Origin of the sequence: Haloarcula onubensis (genome assembly GCF_031624605.1) — an archaeon.
Taxonomy (GTDB): domain Archaea; phylum Halobacteriota; class Halobacteria; order Halobacteriales; family Haloarculaceae; genus Haloarcula; species Haloarcula onubensis.
In genome coordinates, this window is record NZ_JAMQOS010000002.1 from 420,329 (window position 1) to 440,010 (window position 19,682).

18 protein-coding genes are annotated in these 19,682 nt (G+C 65.9%); 8 read left to right on the forward strand and 10 right to left on the reverse strand.

Translation table 11 applies throughout. The features are described from left to right. Positions 1–16 precede the first annotated feature (16 nt). A complete protein-coding gene (gene secF, locus NDI86_RS08930) occupies positions 17–886 on the forward strand; it encodes a protein translocase subunit SecF (RefSeq protein ID WP_310900070.1) in 870 nt (289 codons plus the stop codon). After that, complete coding sequence (locus tag NDI86_RS08935; RefSeq protein WP_310900071.1) at positions 883–2,445, forward strand: preprotein translocase subunit SecD; 1,563 nt, start codon at positions 883–885, stop codon at positions 2,443–2,445. Before secF ends, NDI86_RS08935 begins: the two co-directional genes overlap by 4 nt. Before the next feature lie 225 nt (positions 2,446–2,670). Here NDI86_RS08935 and rnhB read toward each other — a convergent pair whose 3' ends face one another. Continuing rightward, positions 2,671–3,306 carry a ribonuclease HII gene (gene rnhB, locus NDI86_RS08940; RefSeq protein ID WP_310900072.1) on the reverse strand — a complete coding sequence of 212 codons (636 nt, stop codon included), beginning with the start codon at positions 3,304–3,306 and terminating at the stop codon, positions 2,671–2,673. Between the two features lie 93 nt (positions 3,307–3,399). Here rnhB and NDI86_RS08945 point away from each other — a divergent pair, with 93 nt between their 5' ends. From NDI86_RS08945 to NDI86_RS08955, 3 genes are all read left to right on the forward strand, one after another. Then, positions 3,400–4,059, forward strand: coding sequence for a helix-turn-helix domain-containing protein (locus tag NDI86_RS08945; protein ID WP_310900073.1), 660 nt, complete (start codon positions 3,400–3,402; stop codon positions 4,057–4,059). Between the two features lie 118 nt (positions 4,060–4,177). Then, positions 4,178–4,522, forward strand: coding sequence for a DUF7344 domain-containing protein (locus NDI86_RS08950; protein WP_310900074.1), 345 nt, complete (start codon positions 4,178–4,180; stop codon positions 4,520–4,522). A 6-nt stretch (positions 4,523–4,528) separates the two neighbouring features. Then, a complete protein-coding gene (locus NDI86_RS08955) occupies positions 4,529–4,816 on the forward strand; it encodes a HalOD1 output domain-containing protein (RefSeq protein ID WP_310900075.1) in 288 nt (95 codons plus the stop codon). A 45-nt stretch (positions 4,817–4,861) separates the two neighbouring features. Here NDI86_RS08955 and NDI86_RS08960 read toward each other — a convergent pair whose 3' ends face one another. Both NDI86_RS08960 and NDI86_RS08965 read right to left on the reverse strand, forming a co-directional pair. Further along, positions 4,862–6,136, reverse strand: coding sequence for a tRNA pseudouridine(54/55) synthase Pus10 (locus tag NDI86_RS08960; RefSeq protein WP_310900076.1), 1,275 nt, complete (start codon positions 6,134–6,136; stop codon positions 4,862–4,864). Positions 6,137–6,435: 299 nt separating this feature from the next. After that, positions 6,436–7,605, reverse strand: coding sequence for a mechanosensitive ion channel family protein (locus tag NDI86_RS08965; RefSeq protein ID WP_310900077.1), 1,170 nt, complete (start codon positions 7,603–7,605; stop codon positions 6,436–6,438). Between the two features lie 94 nt (positions 7,606–7,699). Here NDI86_RS08965 and NDI86_RS08970 point away from each other — a divergent pair, with 94 nt between their 5' ends. The 3 genes from NDI86_RS08970 to NDI86_RS08980 all read left to right on the forward strand — a co-directional run bounded on the left by NDI86_RS08970 (position 7,700) and on the right by NDI86_RS08980 (position 10,175). Next, positions 7,700–8,512 (forward strand): undecaprenyl-diphosphate phosphatase, encoded by an 813-nt coding sequence (locus NDI86_RS08970; protein ID WP_310900078.1) that lies wholly within the window; start codon positions 7,700–7,702, stop codon positions 8,510–8,512. Positions 8,513–8,551: 39 nt separating this feature from the next. Continuing rightward, entirely contained in the window at positions 8,552–9,208 is a 657-nt protein-coding gene (locus NDI86_RS08975) for an HAD family hydrolase (protein WP_310900079.1), read from the forward strand. A 100-nt stretch (positions 9,209–9,308) separates the two neighbouring features. After that, on the forward strand, positions 9,309–10,175 hold the full coding sequence (locus NDI86_RS08980) for a CheF family chemotaxis protein (protein ID WP_310900080.1): 867 nt from the start codon (positions 9,309–9,311) through the stop codon (positions 10,173–10,175). Between the two features lie 190 nt (positions 10,176–10,365). Here the strand turns inward: NDI86_RS08980 and NDI86_RS08985 are convergent, their stop codons facing one another. From NDI86_RS08985 to acs, 7 genes are all read right to left on the reverse strand, one after another. Beyond that, positions 10,366–13,431, reverse strand: a complete 3,066-nt coding sequence (locus NDI86_RS08985) for a PKD domain-containing protein (protein WP_310900081.1) — start codon at positions 13,429–13,431, stop codon at positions 10,366–10,368. Between the two features lie 72 nt (positions 13,432–13,503). Further along, positions 13,504–14,007 (reverse strand): hypothetical protein, encoded by a 504-nt coding sequence (locus tag NDI86_RS08990; RefSeq protein WP_310900082.1) that lies wholly within the window; start codon positions 14,005–14,007, stop codon positions 13,504–13,506. 366 nt (positions 14,008–14,373) lie between these two features. After that, positions 14,374–14,592, reverse strand: a complete 219-nt coding sequence (locus tag NDI86_RS08995) for a DUF8119 family protein (RefSeq protein ID WP_310900083.1) — start codon at positions 14,590–14,592, stop codon at positions 14,374–14,376. A 28-nt stretch (positions 14,593–14,620) separates the two neighbouring features. Next, a complete protein-coding gene (locus NDI86_RS09000; RefSeq protein ID WP_310900084.1) occupies positions 14,621–15,088 on the reverse strand; it encodes a universal stress protein in 468 nt (155 codons plus the stop codon). A 2-nt stretch (positions 15,089–15,090) separates the two neighbouring features. After that, on the reverse strand, positions 15,091–16,785 hold the full coding sequence (locus NDI86_RS09005) for a sodium:solute symporter family transporter (RefSeq protein WP_310900085.1): 1,695 nt from the start codon (positions 16,783–16,785) through the stop codon (positions 15,091–15,093). Then, the gene (locus NDI86_RS09010; RefSeq protein ID WP_417936257.1) at positions 16,782–17,315 is read right to left on the reverse strand and encodes a DUF4212 domain-containing protein; all 534 of its coding nucleotides are present in this window, start codon (positions 17,313–17,315) and stop codon (positions 16,782–16,784) included. The genes NDI86_RS09005 and NDI86_RS09010 overlap by 4 nt, the downstream gene beginning before the upstream one ends. Before the next feature lie 207 nt (positions 17,316–17,522). Beyond that, positions 17,523–19,493, reverse strand: a complete 1,971-nt coding sequence (gene acs / locus NDI86_RS09015; RefSeq protein ID WP_310900086.1) for an acetate--CoA ligase — start codon at positions 19,491–19,493, stop codon at positions 17,523–17,525. Positions 19,494–19,682: the final 189 nt, after the last annotated feature.

Genomic DNA, 19,682 nt, shown 5'->3' on the forward strand with positions numbered 1-19,682 from the left:
TGCTCCACCCACGCCCATGGTCGCGTTCGAGGTCCCGGAAGTCGATTACACGCAGTACTCCAACCGCCAGCTCATCGCGGTGCCGCTCGCGGTGCTGGCGGTCGCCCTGGGGGTGCTCGCGGTCACGTTCGCGATGACCGGGTCGCCGGTCGTGCTCGGGAACGACTTCACCGGGGGCGCAGAGCTCAAGGTGCAGTCGTCCGACCCGATTTCGGAACAGCAAGCCACCGACGTCTTCGGCGACTCCGTGGTCTCTGTCCAGGAAGTCTCGGGACAGAACCAGTACATCATCGCGTTCGACAACACCGCGGAGATATCTGAGCTGACGACGGCGGCCGAGCAGGCCGACGGCATCACCGTCCTCCAGAGCGGGAGTACCTCGCCCGTCTTTGGCTCCCAGAACCAGCGTCTCGCGCTCATCGGCGTCGGGGTCGCCTTCGTCGGGATGAGCCTGCTCGCCTTTGCCCTCTTTCGCTCGTTCGTCCCGAGCATCGCCATCGTCATCTCGGCCTTTTCGGACATCGTCATCCCCGTCGCCATCATGAACCTCGTCGGCATCAAGCTCTCGCTGGGGACCGTCGCGGCGCTCCTGATGCTCATCGGGTATTCGGTGGACTCGGACATCCTGCTCAACAACCACGTCCTCCGGCGCTCCGGTGGCTTCTACGAGTCCACCTACCGGGCGATGCGGACCGGTGTGACGATGACTATCACCTCCATCGCCGCCATGGCCGTGATGGCCGTCGCGGCGACGCTGTTTGGCATCGAGCTGATGGCCTCCATCGGTATCGTGCTGGTGCTCGGGCTGACCGCCGACCTGATGAACACCTACATGCTCAACGTCACACTGCTTCGCTGGTACAAGTACGAGGGGGTCGCCCGATGAGTACCGTCCGCGAGAACTGGCGCATCATCGTCCTCGTCGTCCTCCTGCTTGGCAGCACCGTCGCGCTGTTCGTCCCCGGAGCGCCGCCGGGGACGAGCGCCAACGAGACCGCCGGCGGCGAACAGCTCACCAACCTCCAGTACGGCATCGACCTCTCGGGCGGCGCCCGCATCGAGGCGCCGGTCGTCGGGATGACCGCCGAGGGCGTCGACGTCGGCCCGAACGAGGAGGCCGCCGCCCAGCAGGCCGTCGCGACCCAGCTCGGTATCGACCCCATCGACGTCGAGGTCAGAGCGGCCCAGCAGGCGGGCCAGAACGGCACCGTCGAGGTGTTCAACGAGAACGTCACGCGCGAGCAGTTCCGGGCCGCGCTCCAGGCCGAGGGGTATCAGCCCGCGACTATCCGTGACGGCGTCACCGACGCCACTCGCCAGCAGATGGTCGAGGTCATCGGCGAGAAGATAAGCACCTCGGCGCTCAGCGGCGGCCGGGTCCAGGAGGTCAACTCGCCCGGCGGCCGGAACTTCATCAGCATCACCGCGCCCGGACGCGACGCCGACGACCTCATCGACATCCTCGAAGAGCGGGGCGTCGTCCGCGTCTACGCCGTCTACCAGAACGACTCCTCGGGCAACTGGACCCGCCAGGAGGTCCTCAGCCAGAACGACTTCCGTGACATCGGCAACGCACAGACCGTGAACAACCAGCCACAGGTCCCGGTCGTCGTCAGAGACCAGGCGGCCCAGCGGTTCCAGGACGACATGGCACAGGCGGGCTTCGGCAACGGGGCCACCTGCGGTGTCGAGGCGAGCGACCACGACTCCGTCGACACCATCGAAGCGAACTGTCTGGTGACGACGCTCAACGGCGAGCCCGTCTTCGTCGGCGGCGTCGAGCCGAGCCTCGGCCAGTCCTTCGCGGACGGCACGTTCGCCAACGACCCGCAGTTCGTCATGACGACCACCTCCATGACGGAGGCCCGCGACCTCCAACTGTCCCTGCAGGCCGGCCGCCTGCCGGCGGACCTGGACTTCGAGGCCGGCAACCAGAACTCGCTGTCGCCGGCGCTGGCCGACCAGTTCCGGACGAACTCGCTCATCACGGGCCTGCTTGCGGTGCTCGCAGTCAGCCTCGTGGTGTACGTCCGCTATCGCCGGCGTGAGGTCGCCCTGCCGATGATAGTCACCGCCCTCTCGGAGGTGTATATCCTGCTGGGCTTCGTCGCGCTGGCGCAGTACCCGCTGAACCTCTCGCATCTTGCGGGTTTCATCGCCGTCATCGGGACGGGGGTGGACGACCTCATCATCATCGGTGACGAGATTCTCCAGCAGGGCGAGGTCGGGACGGCCCGGGTCTTCCAGAGCCGCTTCCGCAAGGCGTTCTGGGTCATCGGCGCGGCCGCGGCGACGACCATCGTCGCCATGGTGCCCCTCGTGGGCTTCCCGCTGGGTGACCTCTCTGGCTTTGCCATCATCACCATCGTCGGGGTCCTCATCGGCGTGCTGGTCACCCGACCGGCCTACGGTGACATCCTCCGCGCTCTGGTGCTTGACGAGTAAGGACCGAACTTTTCGGTTTCACTGTCGGTTCTGTCGACTCCAGCACCGCTAACAGTCAGAAAGCCCCGACTGGCTACACTCCCGCGACTCGCTGTGGTCCTCAGTCGCTCTCGCCCCTTGCGGTCCTTACTTCGTCGGGGTTCGTGTAGCCAGTCGCCCATTTCAGTCCGCCCGTGTTGCGTATCCAATCGCTGCCACCGGTCCGGCTGGACGGTCTGCAGCCGTTCAAAACTCCCCGAGCGTCGACTGCTCGGCGGCGGCGAGCACGTCCTCGCAGGTCGACCACGACGCGCGGGCACAGTCCGGCAGGTCGCCGTGGTCGTCGACGTAGCCCGCCAGGAACGCTCGCGTGGTCGGGTCGCTGGGGTAGCCCGAACCCACTTCCCCGTGGACCTCGGTCAGTGATTCGACGTGGCTGTCGCGGGCCACCTTCGCGACGATGGAGGCCGCGCCCACCAGCGGGTCGGTCTCGTCGGCGCCGTGTTCGGCGTCGAGGTGGAGCGTCGCGTCGACCCGCTTGGCGACCCGGCGGCCGAATCGGTCGGCGTCGGTGTCGCCGGCGTCGACCAGCCCAGCCAGGCCGTCGCGGGCGACCCCGGAGAGCGCCTCGGCGTGGGCGGCGACGGTCAGCGTGTTCATGTCCGTCTCCGGGTCGTCGATTCGCACGACGGGGATTTCGGCGATGGCGACGGCGTCGGCGGCCGCCCGAATCCGCTCGTCGAGGCGCTCGCGCTCGGCCGGCGCGATGCCCTTCGAGTCCCCGACGCCGTCGGGCAGCATGTCGGGGACTGCCCGCACCGCGGCGGCGAACATCGACCCCAGCACGGGCCCCTTGCCGGCCTCGTCGACGCCTACTCGCATGGCCGGTGTGTTCGCGGCACGGAGTAAATCCGTTGTGGTCGCCGCCCTGTTTGTCGGCATAATTACAAGGGCCCCGACTGTCAAGCAAACGTCATGAGTGTCATCGCGGAGTTCACCATCAAGTCCTCCGAGTTCATCCTCGGGCAGGTCCTGGCACGGGACCCCGGAACGCACGTCGAGATGGAGCGTGTCGTCCCCGCGTCGGGGCGAGTGATGCCGTACGTGTGGGTCCACGACGGCGACTTCGAGGCGTTCGAGGAGTCGGTTCGGAGCAGCGACTACGTGCAGGCGCTCACCGCGCTCGATATCGTCGGCGAGAGCGCCCTCTATCGGGTCGAGTGGGCCGAGGACGTCGAGAGCCTCATCTACGGGATGGCAGAGACTAACGCCTCCATCCTCTCGGCGACGGGCAACGAGACATGGCTGTTCCGCATCCGCTTCGACGACCACGGCGGACTGACGGACTTCCACAACTTCTGTACGGACCACGGCATCAAGTTCCAGTTGAACCGCGTCTACACGCTGGCGGACAGGCAGGAGGGTGGCTACTCGTTCGACCTGACCGACGCTCAGCGACGGACGCTCGTCACCGCGGTAGAGCGTGGCTACTTCGAGGTGCCTCGCCGGGCCACGCTCGGTGACATCGGCGAGGACCTCGGCATCACCGAGCAGTCCGTCTCCGAGAACGTCCGACGCGGCGCCGACAAGGTTCTAAAGGGGGTCCTACTCGCCGCCTCGGTGTCGGACCTCTAGCTTTTGGTTGTTATATCCGGTATCGGCTGAAATTGGCCTGTTATGCACAGATGTGGTAACAAGCGCCTGAAATAACAGGCGGTATGCTTAGCCTTCGATACGCCAACCGACAACCTGTATGCCAGACCTAACAGAGACCGTCGACTGGTCGCGGATATTCGACGCGCTTGCCTGTTCCTATCGCCGGCAAACGCTTCGGTACCTCACGCAGGTGAACGACGAGGCGCGGGTCGAAGACGTCGCTGTCCACCTGGCCGAGACCACCGCGGCCCGTGACCGCACGCGGGTACTGCTGCACCACCAGCACCTACCCAAGCTTATCGACGCTGGTCTCGCACGCTGGGACCGAGAACGCGACGCGGTCTCACTGACGCCGCTCGCCCTGGAAATCCCCATCGGACTGCTCTCCCCGCAGCCGCTGACACAGCGGTCGAGCGCCGAGGTCGAGAGCGCGAGTGATTGAACCGCGATGTGTGACGACGAGACCGAGGTGCGGGAGGTAGTCAGACGGGCGGAGCGGTCGTCAGGCTCGGCGGTCGCCAGCGTCGTCGAGTGCGTCGCGGCCGCTCGGGACGTCTCCGTGACCGACCTCCCGCCGCTGGGGCAGGCGGTCGACCCCGACGCTATCGACCTGCTGTTCGCGGAGCGCACCCGACCGGAGTGTACCGTCTCCTTCGAGTTCGCCGGCACGATGGTCGATATCACCGGCCGCGGTGACGTCCGTGTGTCGCCACTCGGCGACGGTGGGTCGGACTAGAACCGCGGTTCCTGCGCTGTGCCGGGCGACAGTGTGGTGTCGCTGCTACCGGAACAACTCCGCCTTCTCGAACGGTTCGTCTTCGCCCTGCACGTCGACCACGTCGAGCGCGGTGACGACGCTCTCGACGCCCAGCAGTCCCGCGAGGCTCGGCTCGGTACGCCCTTCGTCGCTGGAAATCAGCTCTTTCACGTAGAGGCCGCCCTCGCCGTGGATGCGGATGTCTGCGTGCGTGTCGTCGACCAGTTCGCCGCCGGTCTCGTACACCTCGCGGGTCCGCGTGAGGTCCGCGCGTCGGTGGGCGACGCGCTGGGGCGTCTCCTGGTGGATGGTCGCGCCTTCGAGTTCGTCGAGGGCGGCTGCCAGGTCGTCTTCCGCGACCGGTTCGTCGAACTCCACGTCCATCCGGTAGGTCTTCGAGGCGTCGAGTTCCTTGACCCGCTCGACCATCTCGTGGGTCGCCAGCCGGAGCCCCTCGACCTCGACCTTGCCGTCGGCGAACTCGTTGATATCCCGTTCCAGCTGTTCGACGTCGATATCGCGAACGCGGGGCCCGTCCACCTCGATGACGAACGGTCGCCCCGATTCCAGCATCAGCGCGTCGACGTCCTCGCGGCCGGCGCCGTGGAACGTGCCCGCCTCGCCGTCCATCGCGTCGACGACGACGGGTGCCGAGAGCTGTTCGACGCTCTCGTCGTACCGGAAGCCGGAGCCGTCACACCCCTCGCAGGGCTGGCCCTGCCAGCGGCCGGTGCCGTTGCAGTCGTTGCAGGGCCACTTCGTCTGGGGGATGTCGCGTTCGAGCTTGCGGTAGCGGCCGTAGACGAACGCGGAGTTGACCTGCACGCCGACCTCGTCGGTCGCCAGGTCGAGGGTGAACTGGACGTCCGGGCGACCGAACTCCACCTCGGCGCCGGTCAGGTCGCCGACCCGCTTGCCGACCTCGCGGTTGAGTTCGGTCTTCAGCGCCTCGCCGGCGTCCGCGTCGAGGCCCACGTCCTCCCGGAGCAGGGCGTCGTTCTCCTCCAGCAGCGGCGGCACCTTCGTCCCCACCTGATAGGTGGCAAAGTCGTAGCCCCGGACGGCCGTCGCGGCCTGCTCGGCCCACCAGTCGACCCGCTCGCTCTCCAGTTCACACACCCAGCAGTCCCCGTCCGGTTCGAACGGCTCGTCGTCCTCCAGCGCCAGCGAGACACGCAACGCCCTGCCCCGCTCGGCGTTGGCAAGCCCGAAACTCCGCTCGGCGAACAGCCGGCCGAGGCAGGAATCACAGAGCGGCCCCGTGGCCAGCGCGGACGCCGCGTCCTCGAGTACGGTCATTATCCGTTCGTCGTGGCGGGTCGGTAACTGCGTTTCGACCTCGTTGTAACAGCTCCCGTCGCTACTGTGGATACTGCTGACGGCCAGAACGCCCCCGGCCGATGCAGTCGAGGGACTCGCTGTGCGCCTCGTCGCTCCCGACGGTCGCTCCTGTGGTGCTTGCATCGCCCGTCTTCCCGCATCGACCGGCCCCTCTCAGTCCCGCAAGACGCGAAGCGTCTGTCGACCTTCGCGGAGCCGTTGGCTCCGCTCAGTCCACCCACGTGGACTGCTGGGGCGGCTACCTGCCGTGGACTGTCTCACCGCTCCTCGTGCCCACCGTCGGAGCGGTGCTCGGACGCCGGCTGGCTCACCTCACCGGCAGCCCCGCCGTCCGTCGGAAACGGCTCGGCCGGCGGCTCGCTGGGTCGGTCGAATAGGTCTCCCGGCACGTCGGTGACGGAGACGGAGACGTCCCGCTGCGGGAACGGAATCTCGATGCCGTCGGTCTGGAAGCGCTTGTAGATGGCGCTGTTGAGCTTGTGGGTCGCCCGCGCCCGCTGGGCCGGATTCGAGACCCAGCACAGCAACTCGAAGTTCAGCGCCGAGCCGCCAAACTCCCGGAAGCGGACGCGGGGTTTGGGACGTTCGAGTACCAGTCCCTCCTCGGCAGCGATGTCCAGCAGGAGCGCTTCCAGGACGTCGATGTCGGTGCCGTAGGCGACGCCGATGGGCACCCGGATGCGGCGTTTCGTCTTCGGGGTGGACTCGTTGACGATGGCGGCGTTCGAGAGCTTCGAGTTGGGGACGGTGACGAGGATGTCGTCGCGGGTCCGGATGACCGTCGAGCGCACGGAGATGTCCTCGACGCGCCCGCGCTCGCCGGTCTCGAGGACGACGTAGTCGCCGACCTTGTAGGTCCCGTCCAGATACAGCGACAGCGAGCCGAAGAAGTTCGCCAGGGTGTCCCGCGCGGCAAGGCCGACGATGATGCCGGCGATGCCAGCGGAGGCCAAGAGCGGCGTCACGTCGACGTTCCACAGCACCAACAGCAGGAAGATGGCGACGGCGGCGACGACGGCGCTCCAGACGTTCTGGAGGATGGGGACCATCTGGCGGTCGATGTAGCGGCTGTCGGTCACCACCGTCGAGGCCTTCCGACCCACCCGCAGCAGCGTCACCGCCCAGACGACGATGACCAGCGACAGCGTCCCCGATTCCAGCGGGACGGCGATACCGGGCGAGATGTCGTACACCTGCGTCCCGACGTACGCGCCGGCGAGTCCGACGGTGAGATACAGCGCGGTGTGGACGCCGCCGAAGACGATTTCGTCCACGTCCCCGTCGATGCGGTCGGTCAGCCGCTTGAGATATCGGTCCCCGAGGTCCCGCACGGCGACGGAAAGCACCAGGCTGGTCACGATGAGCAGGCCAAAGCCCTGCCAGGGCGGGAGCCCGGCCAGCCAGTCGACGACACCACCCAGTTGCATACCAGCCGTTAGACAGGCAGTGTATAAATACTGATAGCTCCGTCGCCGTCTCCGGACCGAACCGCCTTTACTCTCGGCTGTCCGCTGGGTGGGTATGAACTCCCTCCTCGTCGCCGTCCTGCTCGGCATCCTGCAGGGGATTCTGGAGTGGATTCCCGTCTCCAGCGAGGGCGGCGTCGCGCTCGCTTCGACCGTCCTGGGCGGGTTCGCGCCCGCCGACGCGACGCGGCTGGCGCTCTTTCTCCACGCCGGCACCGCCGTCGCGGCTATCGCGTACTACCGGGCCGACGTCGCCGACATCCTCGCGTCGGTCCGCGAGCTCACGCGCCGCCCCTTCGCCGACGAGACGGCGGACCTCTCCTTTCTCGCCGTGGCGACCGTCGCCACCGGCCTCACCGGGCTGCCGGCGTATCTCCTGCTCGACGCCGCCGTCTCCGGGCTGGAAGGCGGGCTCTTTCTCGCGCTGGTCGGCGGGTTGCTCGTGCTGACGGGGCTGCTCCAGCGCTTCGCCGTCGCGCTGTCGCTCGGCGCCCGGTCCCGGCCGGACTGGGTCGACGCCGTCTTCGTCGGCGCGCTGCAGGGCGTGGCCATCCTCCCCGGCGTCTCCCGCTCCGGAACGACCGTCAGCGCGCTCCTGTTGCGCGGCCACGAGGGCGAGTCCTCGCTGCGACTCTCCTTCCTGCTGTCGATTCCGGCAGCGCTGGGGGCGAACGCGCTCGTGCTGGCCGACGACGGCGTCCCGGCTATCGACCCGCTGGGCGCCGTGGTCGCGCTCTCGGTTAGCGCGGTCGTGGGCTATCTGACCGTCGACGCGCTGGTCCGACTGGTGCGGCGGGTCCCGTTCTGGACGGTCTGTGTCGTCTTCGGCGGGCTGGGCGTCGTCGGCGGCCTGCTCGTCGCGCTGTGAGCCGACGCGCTCAGGTAGCTGGCGGCTCTACCGGCGCGCATGGCCGAGTACGACGCCCTGTTGCTTGACCACGACGGCGTCCTGCTGACGCTGACCGACCGGTCGACGCTCCGGGAGACCGCGCTGGCGGCGCTCCGTGACGCCGGCGTCGAGGCGCCCGAGGCGGCGGATGCCGAGCGGCTCAGCATCCGCGTCTCGACGGACGAACTGGTGGCGCTGGCCGACCGCCACGCGCTCGCGCCCGAACGGCTCTGGCGGTGTCGCGAGGACCGAATCGAAGCGTGTCTGCGTGAAGCGATCGAAGCGGGCCGGAAAGCGCCCTACGACGACGTCGCGGCGCTCGACGGCGTCGACATCCCGACCGGCGTCGTCAGCAACAACCAGCGCCGGGTTATCCACCACGCACTCGACAGCCACGACATGGCCGACTGGTTCGAGACGGTGGTCGCGCGCGAACCGACGCTCGACAGCCTGGCCGAGAAGAAGCCCGAGCCGACGTATATCCAGGCCGCGACGGCCGCCATCGGTGCGTCGAACCCGCTGTACGTCGGCGACAGCGCCACGGACGTCGTCGCGGCCGAGCGCGCCGGCGTCGACGTCGCCTTCCTGCGCCGGGGCCACAACGCCGACGCCACGCTCGACACGCGACCGACCCACGACGTCGAGAGCTTGCACGCCGTCGTCGACCTGCTCTGAGCCGCTGGGCTCGCGCCGTCTCGCCCGCGGCGGCCGGATCCACGCGAGCGGTGGTGGAACTTATATAGGATTCGGCGACAACTCTCCGACGATTGCGGCCATGAGTGGTGACGAACACAAGGTACTCGACGCGTCCGGCGACTTCCAGTACGTCGTCCGCAGCGGCGACCCGGTCGCCGACCCGCAGTGGCAGTCTTGCCGGCTCATCGTCACCAACAAGCGGGTCGTGCTCGCGACCAACGGCAACAAACAGCCCATCCCGCACTCGAACATCTCGTTGCCAGAGGACCCCGAGAGCGCCGTCCCCGACGACGTGCCGCCGGGCGCGACGGTCCTCTCCGTCGGCGACAACGTCCTGCTTGTGGACGCGAGCAACGTCTCCGACTTCGCCTTCGAGTACCGACGGGCGACCCTGCAGGGCGAGGTCATCCTGGCCCGGCATCCGGCGGTCGTCGGCGGCGTCATCCAGGACGACGCCGAGTGGAGCAAGGCCCGGTTTCGCCTGGACGACGCGGAGGTCCGCCTGCAGTTCCCCGGCGGGGACTCGACCGTCTTCGACATCGACGACGTGGGGACTATCGAGACCGGCCAGAGCACCGTCCTGGGCGAGCAGCGGGCGGTCGTCGAAGTCGAACACACGGACGAGCAGGACCGCAGCGTCGAGACGCACTTCTCCGGGATGGCCCACCACACCGACGCGCTCGAAGCACTCTTTGGCGCCGTCGTCGAGGAACGCGAGGACGACTACGAACTCACCGAGATGGAGAGTCAGGTGTTGATGGCGCTGTACTCGGGCGTCTCGCCGTTCGAGATGGCCGATTTCGTCGGAACGACGCCGGACGACGTCGAGGAGATATACCAGAAGCTGCTGGATGTCGGTGCGGTCGATAAGGTTCGGGAGCGGACGGAGGTCAGTCTGAACGCCCAGGGACGGAATATGGCGAGCGAAGCGATGAGTGGGGAATGAGAGATATCGAGCGTAGCGAGATATCTCTGCACAGGCGAGCGGTGACCGCAGGGAACCGCGAGCAGTAGCGAGGCCGCGACTGAAAGGAGCGGCCTCGAAACGGAACGGGGAGCGAAGCGAGGTGTCTCCGAACAAGCGAGCAGCGAACGAGGTGAGCCGTGGAGTGAGGATACCGACTGCAAGGAGCGGTTTACTGGCGCACCCACTCCCGCTTCTGGCATACGAGCAGGAGTACGGCGACCAGCACCGACACGACACCGAAGCCAGGGCCGGAACCAGACGAGGCCGAATCCTCTCGGCCGCCGGTGACAGTTATCGAGACTGGGCTGACCGATGCCTCTTGGCTGTTCGACTGATTCCCGTAGTAGTAGACCGACTGGCCACCGATACTGTAATTTCCGGGCTCGTTGAACCGCATTCTGACCCGGAGCGAATCCTGGCTGCCCCCGTCTATACTGATGAAGTTGGTCGTACTACGACTGGTGATTTGGCCCCCGTCGACACTCTCGATTTCGACCCCAGTATCGGGCAGAGCCAACCGGAGGCTGGCGTTGAGGCCGCGGTTGGGAATGTTGTTGTTCACACTGAACATGATGACCGCAGTCTCACCTGCTCTGACCTGTCCCTGGTTCGAGGTTAGTTCGAACGAGGCGTCCTGATCGACCGAGACCGTCTGAGACACCTGTGTGGTCACGCCTTCCGTACTGGTCGCTCGCAGCACGACCGTCTGATCGCCTGCTTCGGTGAACGCGTGCGACGCGGTGGCGCCGGTGTACGCTGCCGACCCGTCGATAATCCATTGGTAAGACCGAATCGCGTCCGCCGAACTGGCGGTTAGTTCGACCGGACTCCCCTCTATCGGATTGTCGGGTGTTATGGCCATCGACACCTCGGGTGCTGGATACACCGTAATGGTCTCTTCCAGTGTCCGTTCGTGGCCGGAGTTGTCGGTGACTGTGAGGGTAACACTACGTTCGCCCGTCCGGTCGAAGCTCCGGGAGACCGCCTCACCGGTCTTCGTTGTCCCGTCTTCGAATCGCCAGTGATAGCTGGTTATCCGGCCGTCTGGGTCAGTTGAGCCACTGGCGTCGAACGTCACCGACGCTCCGGTACCGATAGTGGCCGGCGATGTCGTCATTGATGGGTCGGGTGGGTTGCTGACGCCGACTGTCGTGGTGTTTGCCGCCGTCAGACCACCGTTGTCCGTCACCTCCAGGCGTACTTCGTAGGTTCCGCGTCGATCGAACTGGTATGAGAGCGCCTCGTCGTGTCCGATTTCGTCGCCGTCGATATACCAGGTGTACGATTCGATTTGTCCGTCCGGATCACCGGACCTACTGCCGTCAAGTTGGACCTGACCGCCCGGCGTCGGCATCGCTGGTGACACGCTGATACGGGCGTTCGGTGCAGTGTTTTCGACTGTGATTTGCTGAGTGGTGGTAACCGTTTTCCCGCCGTTGTCTGTTACTCGCAGACTCACCGTGTAGGTTCCCCCGGTACCGTACGACACGGTGGTGGTCTGGCCGTCGTCTGCATCGTCCCGATAATCGCTGTATTCTCCGTCGCCGTCGGTATCCCACTGGTAGGAGACGATGTTCCCGTCGGGGTCGTTCGCCGCACTTGCATCAAGCGTAATGGTATCGTCGGGATTCGGAGTCGAGGGGGAATAGCTGAACGACGCCGTCGGTGCCGGGTTCTCGACCGTGATTTGCTTCGTTACTGTCCGTTCCGTACCGCCGTTGTCGGTGACGCGAAGGCTGACAGTGTACGTACCACCGGTGCCGTAACTGACCGACGTGGTCTGGCCGTCGTCGGCGTCCTCGTTGTAATCGCTGTAGTCCCCGTCGCCGTTAGTGTCCCACTCGTAGGAGACGATGTTCCCATCGGGGTCGCCAGAGCCACTCGCGTCGAGCGTGATCGTATCGTCGGGATTCGGGGTCGAGGGGGAATAGCTGAACGACGCCGTCGGTGCCGGATTCTCGACGGTAATCTGCCGGGTGGTGGTGACACTTTTGCCGCCGTTGTCGGTCACTCGGAGGCTGACAGTGTACGTACCGCCCGTTCCGTACGACACTGTAGTCGTCTGGCCGTCGTCGGCGTCCTCGTTGTAATCGCTGTAGTCCCCGTCGCCGTTGGTGTCCCACTGGTAAGAGACGATGTTCCCATCACTGTCGTTCGAGCTACTGGCGTCAAGCGTGATCGTATCGTCGGGATTCGGGGTCGAGGGGGAATAGCTGAACGACGCCGTCGGTGTCGGGTTCTCGACCGTGATTTGCTTACTTACGCTTCGCTCCTTGCCGCCGTTGTCGGTGACGCGAAGGCTGACAGTGTACGTACCACCGGTGCCGTAACTGACCGACGTGGTCTGGCCGTCGTCGGCGTCCTCGTTGTAATCGCTGTAGTCCCCGTCGCCGTTGGTATCCCACTCGTAGGAGACGATGTTCCCATCACTGTCGTTCGAGCTACTGGCGTCAAGCGTGATCGTATCGTCGGGATTCGGGGTCGAGGGGGAATAGCTGAACGACGCCGTCGGAGCAGGATTGTCGACAGTAATCTGTTTGGTGATGGTCGATTCTTTGCCTCCGTTGTCTGTCACACGGAGGCCGACCGTGTAGGTGCCACCCGTCCGGAACGTCACCGAGGATGTCTGGCCGTCGTCGGCGTCCTCGTTGTAATCGCTGTAGTCCCCGTCACCGTTGGTGTCCCACTCGTAAGACGTGATCGATCCGTCGGAATCACTCGAGCTACTGGCGTCTAATGTGACGGTATCGTCGGGGTTCGGAGTCTCCGGCGAGAAACTGAACGAGGCTGTCGGCGCCGGATTCTCGACCGTAATCTGACGCCTTATCGTATCTGTATTACCGTTGCTGTCTGTCACTCTGAGTCCGACGGTGTAGGTGCCACCCGTCTGGAATGTCACCGAGGCGACTTGGCCGTCGTCGGCATCCTCGTTGTAATCGCTGTAGTCCCCGTCGCCGTTGGTATCCCACTCGTAGGACGTTATGGTACCGTTGTCGGTCGAATCACTCGCGTCGAGTGTAATAGTATCGTCAGGGTTGGGTGTTGAGGGTGAGTAGCTGAACGACGCGGTCGGTGGCGAGTGCGTCGAAAGCAATGGTTGACTCCCACCGCTTGTCAAGTCGGCCGTCGGTTGTGCTGCAACACCACTCGTCGCAACCGAGACAGCCGGCGCGGCAATCAGGACCAGCACCACAGCTATCAGGCCGAGCCCCGCGATACGACTTCGTGGACTCATTCTCGCACCATCCCTGACACACCTGTCACGGTCGTTACGGTGGCAGAATCAGCAGTCATTGTAGCTCCGTTGTTACTGACCCGTCCGACGTGCGATGAGCAGCGTCCCGAGAGCAGCGGCAACGAGCGCAGGAACGAAGGCAAACCCACCGGCACCGGAGCCGCCCGAAGCCTGGGTCCCGGCGCTCTGGCTACTAGCTGTAGGCGTCACGGATTCCTCGACGTTGAAACTGAAACTGAGGCCGTCGATCTCACGGTTGAGGTCCTGGTGGCCCTGTGGCCAGTACTGGATGTCCGCGGTCACTGTCTTCTCACCGGTGTCCTCGCTGTAGACGGTCGCCCGGACGTCCCGAATGTTCGCTCCGGGGCGGACGGTGAACCGCGTCGACACCAACCCGGCACCGCTCGATGCGAAGTCCGATCCTCCGGAGATCGTCATCCCACTGGGGACGCTCATCGTAATGACGACTACGACCGGGCAGTTGGCAACTGGTGATACCTGGAAGCCGCCGGCTATCTGCCCGGGGCTGTCCTGATTGACCGTCGTATCACTCGCGTAGAGGCGTGCCTGATCCATCTCCGGCTCGTTGGGTCCCGGCGTACACGTGGCGTCCGATGTCGCAGTCTCTGCTGCCTGTGTGTCCGTGGCGGTTGTATTTTCCGACTGTAGCGCGGCAGCCGGGGTTGCGAGTGAAGTCAGCACGACGAGTGTCGCAACGACCAGAATACTTCCATATTTGATACCGTCAGTAACCAATTTAGAACGTTTACTATTCATGGAAAGTCGATAGTGGATTAATCGTAAATATCTTCCGTTATATTGTATCCGAAATCGAAGGAAGGCGTTGGATGTATATCTATACGCTCAAAATAAACTAACCGGTTTGTAGCACATATCCGGTCGGGGCACGAGAGTGAACTACGGTGCTACCCCCGACCGCCGTCACTCCCCGGCCCGCGCCGCTTCCAGCGACCAGAAGAAGCCGTAGTAGGCGACGACGCCGCTGGCCATCGCCAGGTAGTAGGCCCACTGTGGCGGCGAGGGCAGCAGTGCGAACAGGGCCGACACCACCGTCACCCACGCCATCGCGAAGACGAGGTCGACCAGCAGGCCGCCGCGGTGCTCGCGGACGTGCTCGCCGACGGCTTCGAGGAGGCTCATACGGGGGCACCCCGTCGCCGACCCTCGCTCACTCCTCGCGGACCCCCTGTTCGTCGACGACGAGGATGGGCAGGTGCGAGGACCGCAGGACGCGCTCGGTGACGGAGCCGAGCAGGGCGCGCTTGACGCCCGAGCGGCCGTGGCTCCCCATCACGACGAGGTCGATGTCCTCGCTGTCGGCGTATCTGGTGATTATCCGGTGTGGCGTGCCGGCCCGGACCTCTTCGATGGCGTGTAAGCCGCGCTCGCGGGCGGCGTCGGCGACAGCGCCCGTGGCGTCCTCGGCGTCGGCTTCGAGGTCGGTCAGGTCGCCGAAGTCGCCCTGTCTGATGCGGTCGAGCTGCTCCGTGCCGAGGCTGTAGGTGAGCCAGTCGGGGTCGACGACGTACAGCGCGTGGACCGTGGCGTCGTACTTCTCGGCGATGTCGACCGCGTGGTCGACGGCGACCCCGGCGACGGCGCTGCCGTCCGTGGGAACGAGGATTTCGTGGTACATGGTCAGTCACCTCCCGTAGCGCCGTCGTCGCTCGTTCCGCGGACCTCACCGCCGTCCGTCGCGGCGACCTCCTCGGCCGACTGCATCTTCGACATCGGCTCGGGGCTGTGACACTGGCGGACCAGCCGCTTGGTCGCCAGGTCGGGGTCGTCCGTCGCCAGCGAGACGCCGATGGTGACGGCGAAGACGACGGGCACGGCGATAAGTGCCGACCCGATAGCAGGGAGCCACTGGGCCAGGACGGGCCACAGCGGCCCCTCCAGCCCGCCGACGTAGCTCGGCAGGACCTCGTTTATCATCGGGACGGTCCAGATGACGAGCCCGGTGGTCATCCCGGCCAGCGCGCCGGGGCGGTTCGTGTTCTCCCACCAGAGGCCGAGGAAGAACATCGGGAAGAGGACCGCGCCGGCCAGCGAGAAGGCATACGAGACCAGCGCGGCGATTGGCGCGGCCGGGTCCAGCGCCGCGAGCGTCGTGATGACGCCCAGCGCGACGATGGAGAGCCGGCCCACGAGCACCTGCTGGCGCTGGCTGGCGTCCTCGTTGACGATGTTGGCGTAGATGTCGTGGGAGATGGCCGAGGAGCCGGCGATGAACAGGCCGGCGGTCGTCGCGATGGCGGCGGCGATGCCGCCCGCGGCGACGAAGCCGACGAACCACTGCGGGAGGTTCGACAGTTGTGCGGCGAGAACGACGATGACGTCACCGGCGGCGCTGGTCATGCCGGGGTCGCCGTACACCGGACCGATGTCCTGGCTGTAGAGGTCGGTGCCGAAGGCGGCGAAGGCGGGCGCCGACAGGTAGAGCAGGCAGATGAAAAAGAGGCCCCAGACGGTCGACCAGCGGGCGGTGCGCTCGTTCTCGACGGTGTAGAAGCGCACGAGGACGTGCGGTAAGCCACAGGTCCCGACGACGAGCGAGAACGCCGTCGCTATCCAGAGGTAGTAGCCGCCGGTGACGAACGGCTCGCTGAACTCGCTGGACAGCGTCGCAAAGAGCTGTCCGTACTCGACCTGTGGCAGCACCGTCGAGTACCCCTGCGTGAAGCCGACGACGTACAGCCCGGCCAGGAAGGCGACGATGAGGATGACGTACTGGACGGCCATGTTCTTCGTCGCGCCCAGCATGCCCGAGAGGGTGAGGTAGCCGACGGTGATAGTCATCATGAAGATGACCATCGACTGGTAGCCCGAGAAGCCGGGGATGCCGATGTCGCCGAAGATGTACAGACCGACCAGGCCCATCCCGCGGGCCTGCCCGATGGCGTAGACGAAGCCGATGAGGAACGTGGTGACGGCGGCGATGACCCGGGCCGTATCGGAGTTGAAGCGGTCGCCGACGAAGTCCGGCGCCGTGTACTTCCCGAACCGGCGCATCTGGGCCGCGAGGAAGATGAGCAGGATGAAGTAGCCCGTCGACCAGCCGACGACGAACGCCAGCCCGTAAAAGCCCGAGAGGGCGATGAGCGCCGCCATTCCCAGGTACGACGCGGCCGACATCCAGTTGGCGCCGATGGCCATCCCGTTCTCGACGTTGCCGATGGAGCGGCCGGCCACCCACATCCCCTCGGTGTCGGCCACCCGGAAGGCGTAGCCGATAGCCAGGAACAGGCCGAGCATCGACAGCACCAGTATCGCGGGCACGAGTTTGAACGAGACGTTCAGCCCCTCGGGCAGGAGGCCGGTCTGTAGCATCATGGGTGGCCTCCGTCGGGGCGGCCACCGTCGGCCGCCGTCGTCTCCTCGGTGCCGGCGTCCTCGGCCGCGTCCGCGTCACTCCCGTGTGTGATACCGTACTTCTGGTCCAGTTGGTCGCGTTTACGGGCGTACCAGAACGACAGGCAGAGCGCCCCGCCGGGCGCGCCGATGGCGACGAGGAAGTAGTGCAGCGGAAAGCCCAGTCCCGGGATGGTCGTCGTCATGACACCCGGGACAATCGCCGTCAGCGTCACCGGGCCGAAGACGATGAGCGCCCAGGCGACGAAGCCCGTCCAGACCACCCGCAGGTGGTCCCGCATGAACGGCGTGCTCGGCCGCAGGAGGTTCACCTCCTCGTCGAGGTAGTTCGTGTTCCGGTGGCTCTGTGCCGCCCGTGACAGACCTCCGTCAGAACGCAGTTCTGCCGTGGCTCGGCTCACGTCGTTCGCCTCACCGCCGTCGGACCGCTGGTCCGACGAGGTCCGGTTCGTTTCACTCGCCTCACTCCCCTCTGACCGCTGGTCCGATATGTCTCGCTGTGCGTTTCCCACCTCGTCTTCGGCCGCCGCGACAGAATCGTCGTAGTTCGTACTATGTGTGTCCTTATCTATCATGGTCGCGTCCGCGCCGGACCGGTACCGCGTGTGTTCGAAAAGCGGTGCCCCGACAGGCGGGGAACTCTGTGCGCCGTTACCGACCCGCGTCGGCGATATCCGGGAGACCGGTAGCAGTCCCGCTCAGTCGTCGCTCACTTTCGACTGGATGTCGCTGACCACGTCGGGGTTGCGCAGCGTGCTGGTGTCGCCCAGTTCCTCGCCGTTGGCGATGTCTTCGAGGAGGCGACGCATTATCTTGCCCGAGCGGGTCTTTGGCAGTTCGGGCGTGAAGATGATGGCCTCCGGCCGCGCGATGGGGCCGATGGCGTCCTCGACGCCCTCGATGATTGCGTCTTTCAGGTCGTCGTCCTCCGTGGTGCCGTCCTCGGTGATGACGTAGGCGTAGACGGCCTCGCCCTTTATCTCGTGTTTCCCGCCGACGACCGCCGCCTCGGCGACGCCCTCGACGCCGACGATGGCGCTCTCTATCTCCATCGTCCCGAGGCGGTGGCCCGAGACGTTGAGCACGTCGTCGACCCGACCCAGCACGGTGATGTAGCCGTCCTCGTCGAGTTTCGCGCCGTCCTCGGGGAAGTACACCCACTCGTCGCGGTCGGGGTTGGAGTACTCCCGCCAGTACTCGTCGATGAAGCGCTCGTCGTTGTTGTACAGCGTCCGGAGCATGCCGGGCCAGGGCTGGTTGACGACGAGATAGCCCGCTTCACCGGCGCCCACGGGGTCGCCGCCAACGTCGACCACGTCGGCGCTGATACCCGGCAGCGGCGGCCCCGCGGAACCGGGCTTCATCTCGCCGATTGCGGGCAGCGTCGTCAGCATCATCCCGCCGGTCTCGGTCTGCCACCAGGTGTCGACGACGGGACAGGACTCGTTGCCGATGTGTTTGTAGTACCACTTCCACGCGCGGGGGTTGATGGGCTCGCCGACGGTCCCCAGCAAGCGGAGACTGGAGAGGTCGTGCTCGTCGGGGTACTCCTGCCCCCACTTCATGAACGCGCGGATGGCCGTGGGCGCGGTGTATAGCTGGGTCACGTCGTAGTCTTCGACGATTTCCCACAGCCGGTCTTTCTCCGGGTAGTCCGGCGTCCCCTCGTACATCACCGTGGTCGTCCCGAGCGCCAGCGGGCCATAGACGATGTAGGAGTGGCCGGTAATCCAGCCGATGTCGGCCGAACACCAGTAGGTGTCGTCGGGTTTGACGTCCAGTACCGCGTGGCTGGTCCAGGCGGCGTAGGACAGATAGCCGCCGGTCGTGTGTTTCACGCCCTTTGGCTGGCCGGTCGTCCCGGAGGTGTACATGAGAAACAGCATGTCCTCGGCGTCCCGCGTCACCGGGTCGACCTCGGCGCCCTCGTGGTCGGCGACGAGTTCGTCGTAGTCGTGCTCGCCGTCTTTCATCGGGTGGTCGTAGTCGTCGTCCAGTCGGTCGACGACCACCGTCTCGACGTCGTGACCCACGTCTTCGAGCCCTTCGTTTGCCTTCTCTTTGTGTGGCAGCGGGTCCCCGCGGCGGTAGTAGCCGTCGCAGGTGACGAGGAACTCCGAGTCGGCCGACTCCATCCGGGTCGCCAGCGCGTCCGCGGAGAAGCCCGCGAAGACGACGGAGTGGGGCGCGCCGATGCGGGCACACGCCAGCATGGCGATGGGAAGCTCCGGAATCATCGGCATGTACATCGTGACCACGTCATCCTCCTCGACGCCCAGCTCGCGCAGCGCGGCGGCGAACTCGTTGACCTCCCGGTGGAGGTCGGCGTAGCTGTACGTCCGCGTCTCCCCGAGTTCGCCGACCCACTCGATGGCCGCCTCGTCGCCCCGCTCGTCGAGGTGTCGGTCCAGGCAGTTGGCCGAGGCGTTCAGCTTCCCGTCCGTGAACCACTCGTAGAACGGGGCGTCGCTGTCGTCGAGCACCTGGTCCCACTCGTCCTCCCAGTCGAGCAGTTCCGCGGCCCGCTCCCAGGCTTTGGCCCCCTCCTCCTCGAACTCGTCGTAGATGGCGGGGTCGGCGACGTTGGCCTGCTCTACGAACGACTCCGGTGGCTCGAAGACGTCCTGCGCTTCGAGTCGTGCTTCAAGTTGGACCTCCTCATCTGACATGGTCTATCACAGACAACTCGGGGGTCAATGATAAACGGAGGGGTCGGTCACCCCCGGTAGGGGCCTCCTACGGCTCGCACAATCGTACCCCAGTGTCCGGGTTCGCGCGCGTCGACCGACCCTGCCACCGCCGGGCCCGTTCTCAGTATCGACACTGGCGGCGGAACCTATTTGCGCAGGCCTCGATAA

Excerpts from the sequence above, each read along its gene's own strand:
- NDI86_RS08935 (WP_310900071.1), top strand. The coding sequence starts at position 883 with ATGAGTACCGTCCGCGAGAACTGGCGCATCATCGTCCTCGTCGTCCTC.
- NDI86_RS08990 (WP_310900082.1), bottom strand. The coding sequence starts at position 14,007 with ATGGATCAGGCACGCCTCTACGCGAGTGATACGACGGTCAATCAGGAC.
- NDI86_RS08950 (WP_310900074.1), top strand. The coding sequence starts at position 4,178 with ATGCCAGACCTAACAGAGACCGTCGACTGGTCGCGGATATTCGACGCG.
- rnhB (WP_310900072.1), bottom strand. The coding sequence starts at position 3,306 with ATGCGAGTAGGCGTCGACGAGGCCGGCAAGGGGCCCGTGCTGGGGTCG.
- acs (WP_310900086.1), bottom strand. The coding sequence starts at position 19,493 with ATGTCAGATGAGGAGGTCCAACTTGAAGCACGACTCGAAGCGCAGGAC.
- NDI86_RS09005 (WP_310900085.1), bottom strand. The coding sequence starts at position 16,785 with ATGATGCTACAGACCGGCCTCCTGCCCGAGGGGCTGAACGTCTCGTTC.
- NDI86_RS09000 (WP_310900084.1), bottom strand. The coding sequence starts at position 15,088 with ATGTACCACGAAATCCTCGTTCCCACGGACGGCAGCGCCGTCGCCGGG.
- NDI86_RS08955 (WP_310900075.1), top strand. The coding sequence starts at position 4,529 with ATGTGTGACGACGAGACCGAGGTGCGGGAGGTAGTCAGACGGGCGGAG.
- NDI86_RS08965 (WP_310900077.1), bottom strand. The coding sequence starts at position 7,605 with ATGCAACTGGGTGGTGTCGTCGACTGGCTGGCCGGGCTCCCGCCCTGG.
- NDI86_RS08960 (WP_310900076.1), bottom strand. The coding sequence starts at position 6,136 with ATGACCGTACTCGAGGACGCGGCGTCCGCGCTGGCCACGGGGCCGCTC.
- NDI86_RS08985 (WP_310900081.1), bottom strand. The coding sequence starts at position 13,431 with ATGAGTCCACGAAGTCGTATCGCGGGGCTCGGCCTGATAGCTGTGGTG.
- secF (WP_310900070.1), top strand. The coding sequence starts at position 17 with ATGGTCGCGTTCGAGGTCCCGGAAGTCGATTACACGCAGTACTCCAAC.
- NDI86_RS08980 (WP_310900080.1), top strand. The coding sequence starts at position 9,309 with ATGAGTGGTGACGAACACAAGGTACTCGACGCGTCCGGCGACTTCCAG.
- NDI86_RS08970 (WP_310900078.1), top strand. The coding sequence starts at position 7,700 with ATGAACTCCCTCCTCGTCGCCGTCCTGCTCGGCATCCTGCAGGGGATT.
- NDI86_RS08945 (WP_310900073.1), top strand. The coding sequence starts at position 3,400 with ATGAGTGTCATCGCGGAGTTCACCATCAAGTCCTCCGAGTTCATCCTC.
- NDI86_RS08975 (WP_310900079.1), top strand. The coding sequence starts at position 8,552 with ATGGCCGAGTACGACGCCCTGTTGCTTGACCACGACGGCGTCCTGCTG.
- NDI86_RS08995 (WP_310900083.1), bottom strand. The coding sequence starts at position 14,592 with ATGAGCCTCCTCGAAGCCGTCGGCGAGCACGTCCGCGAGCACCGCGGC.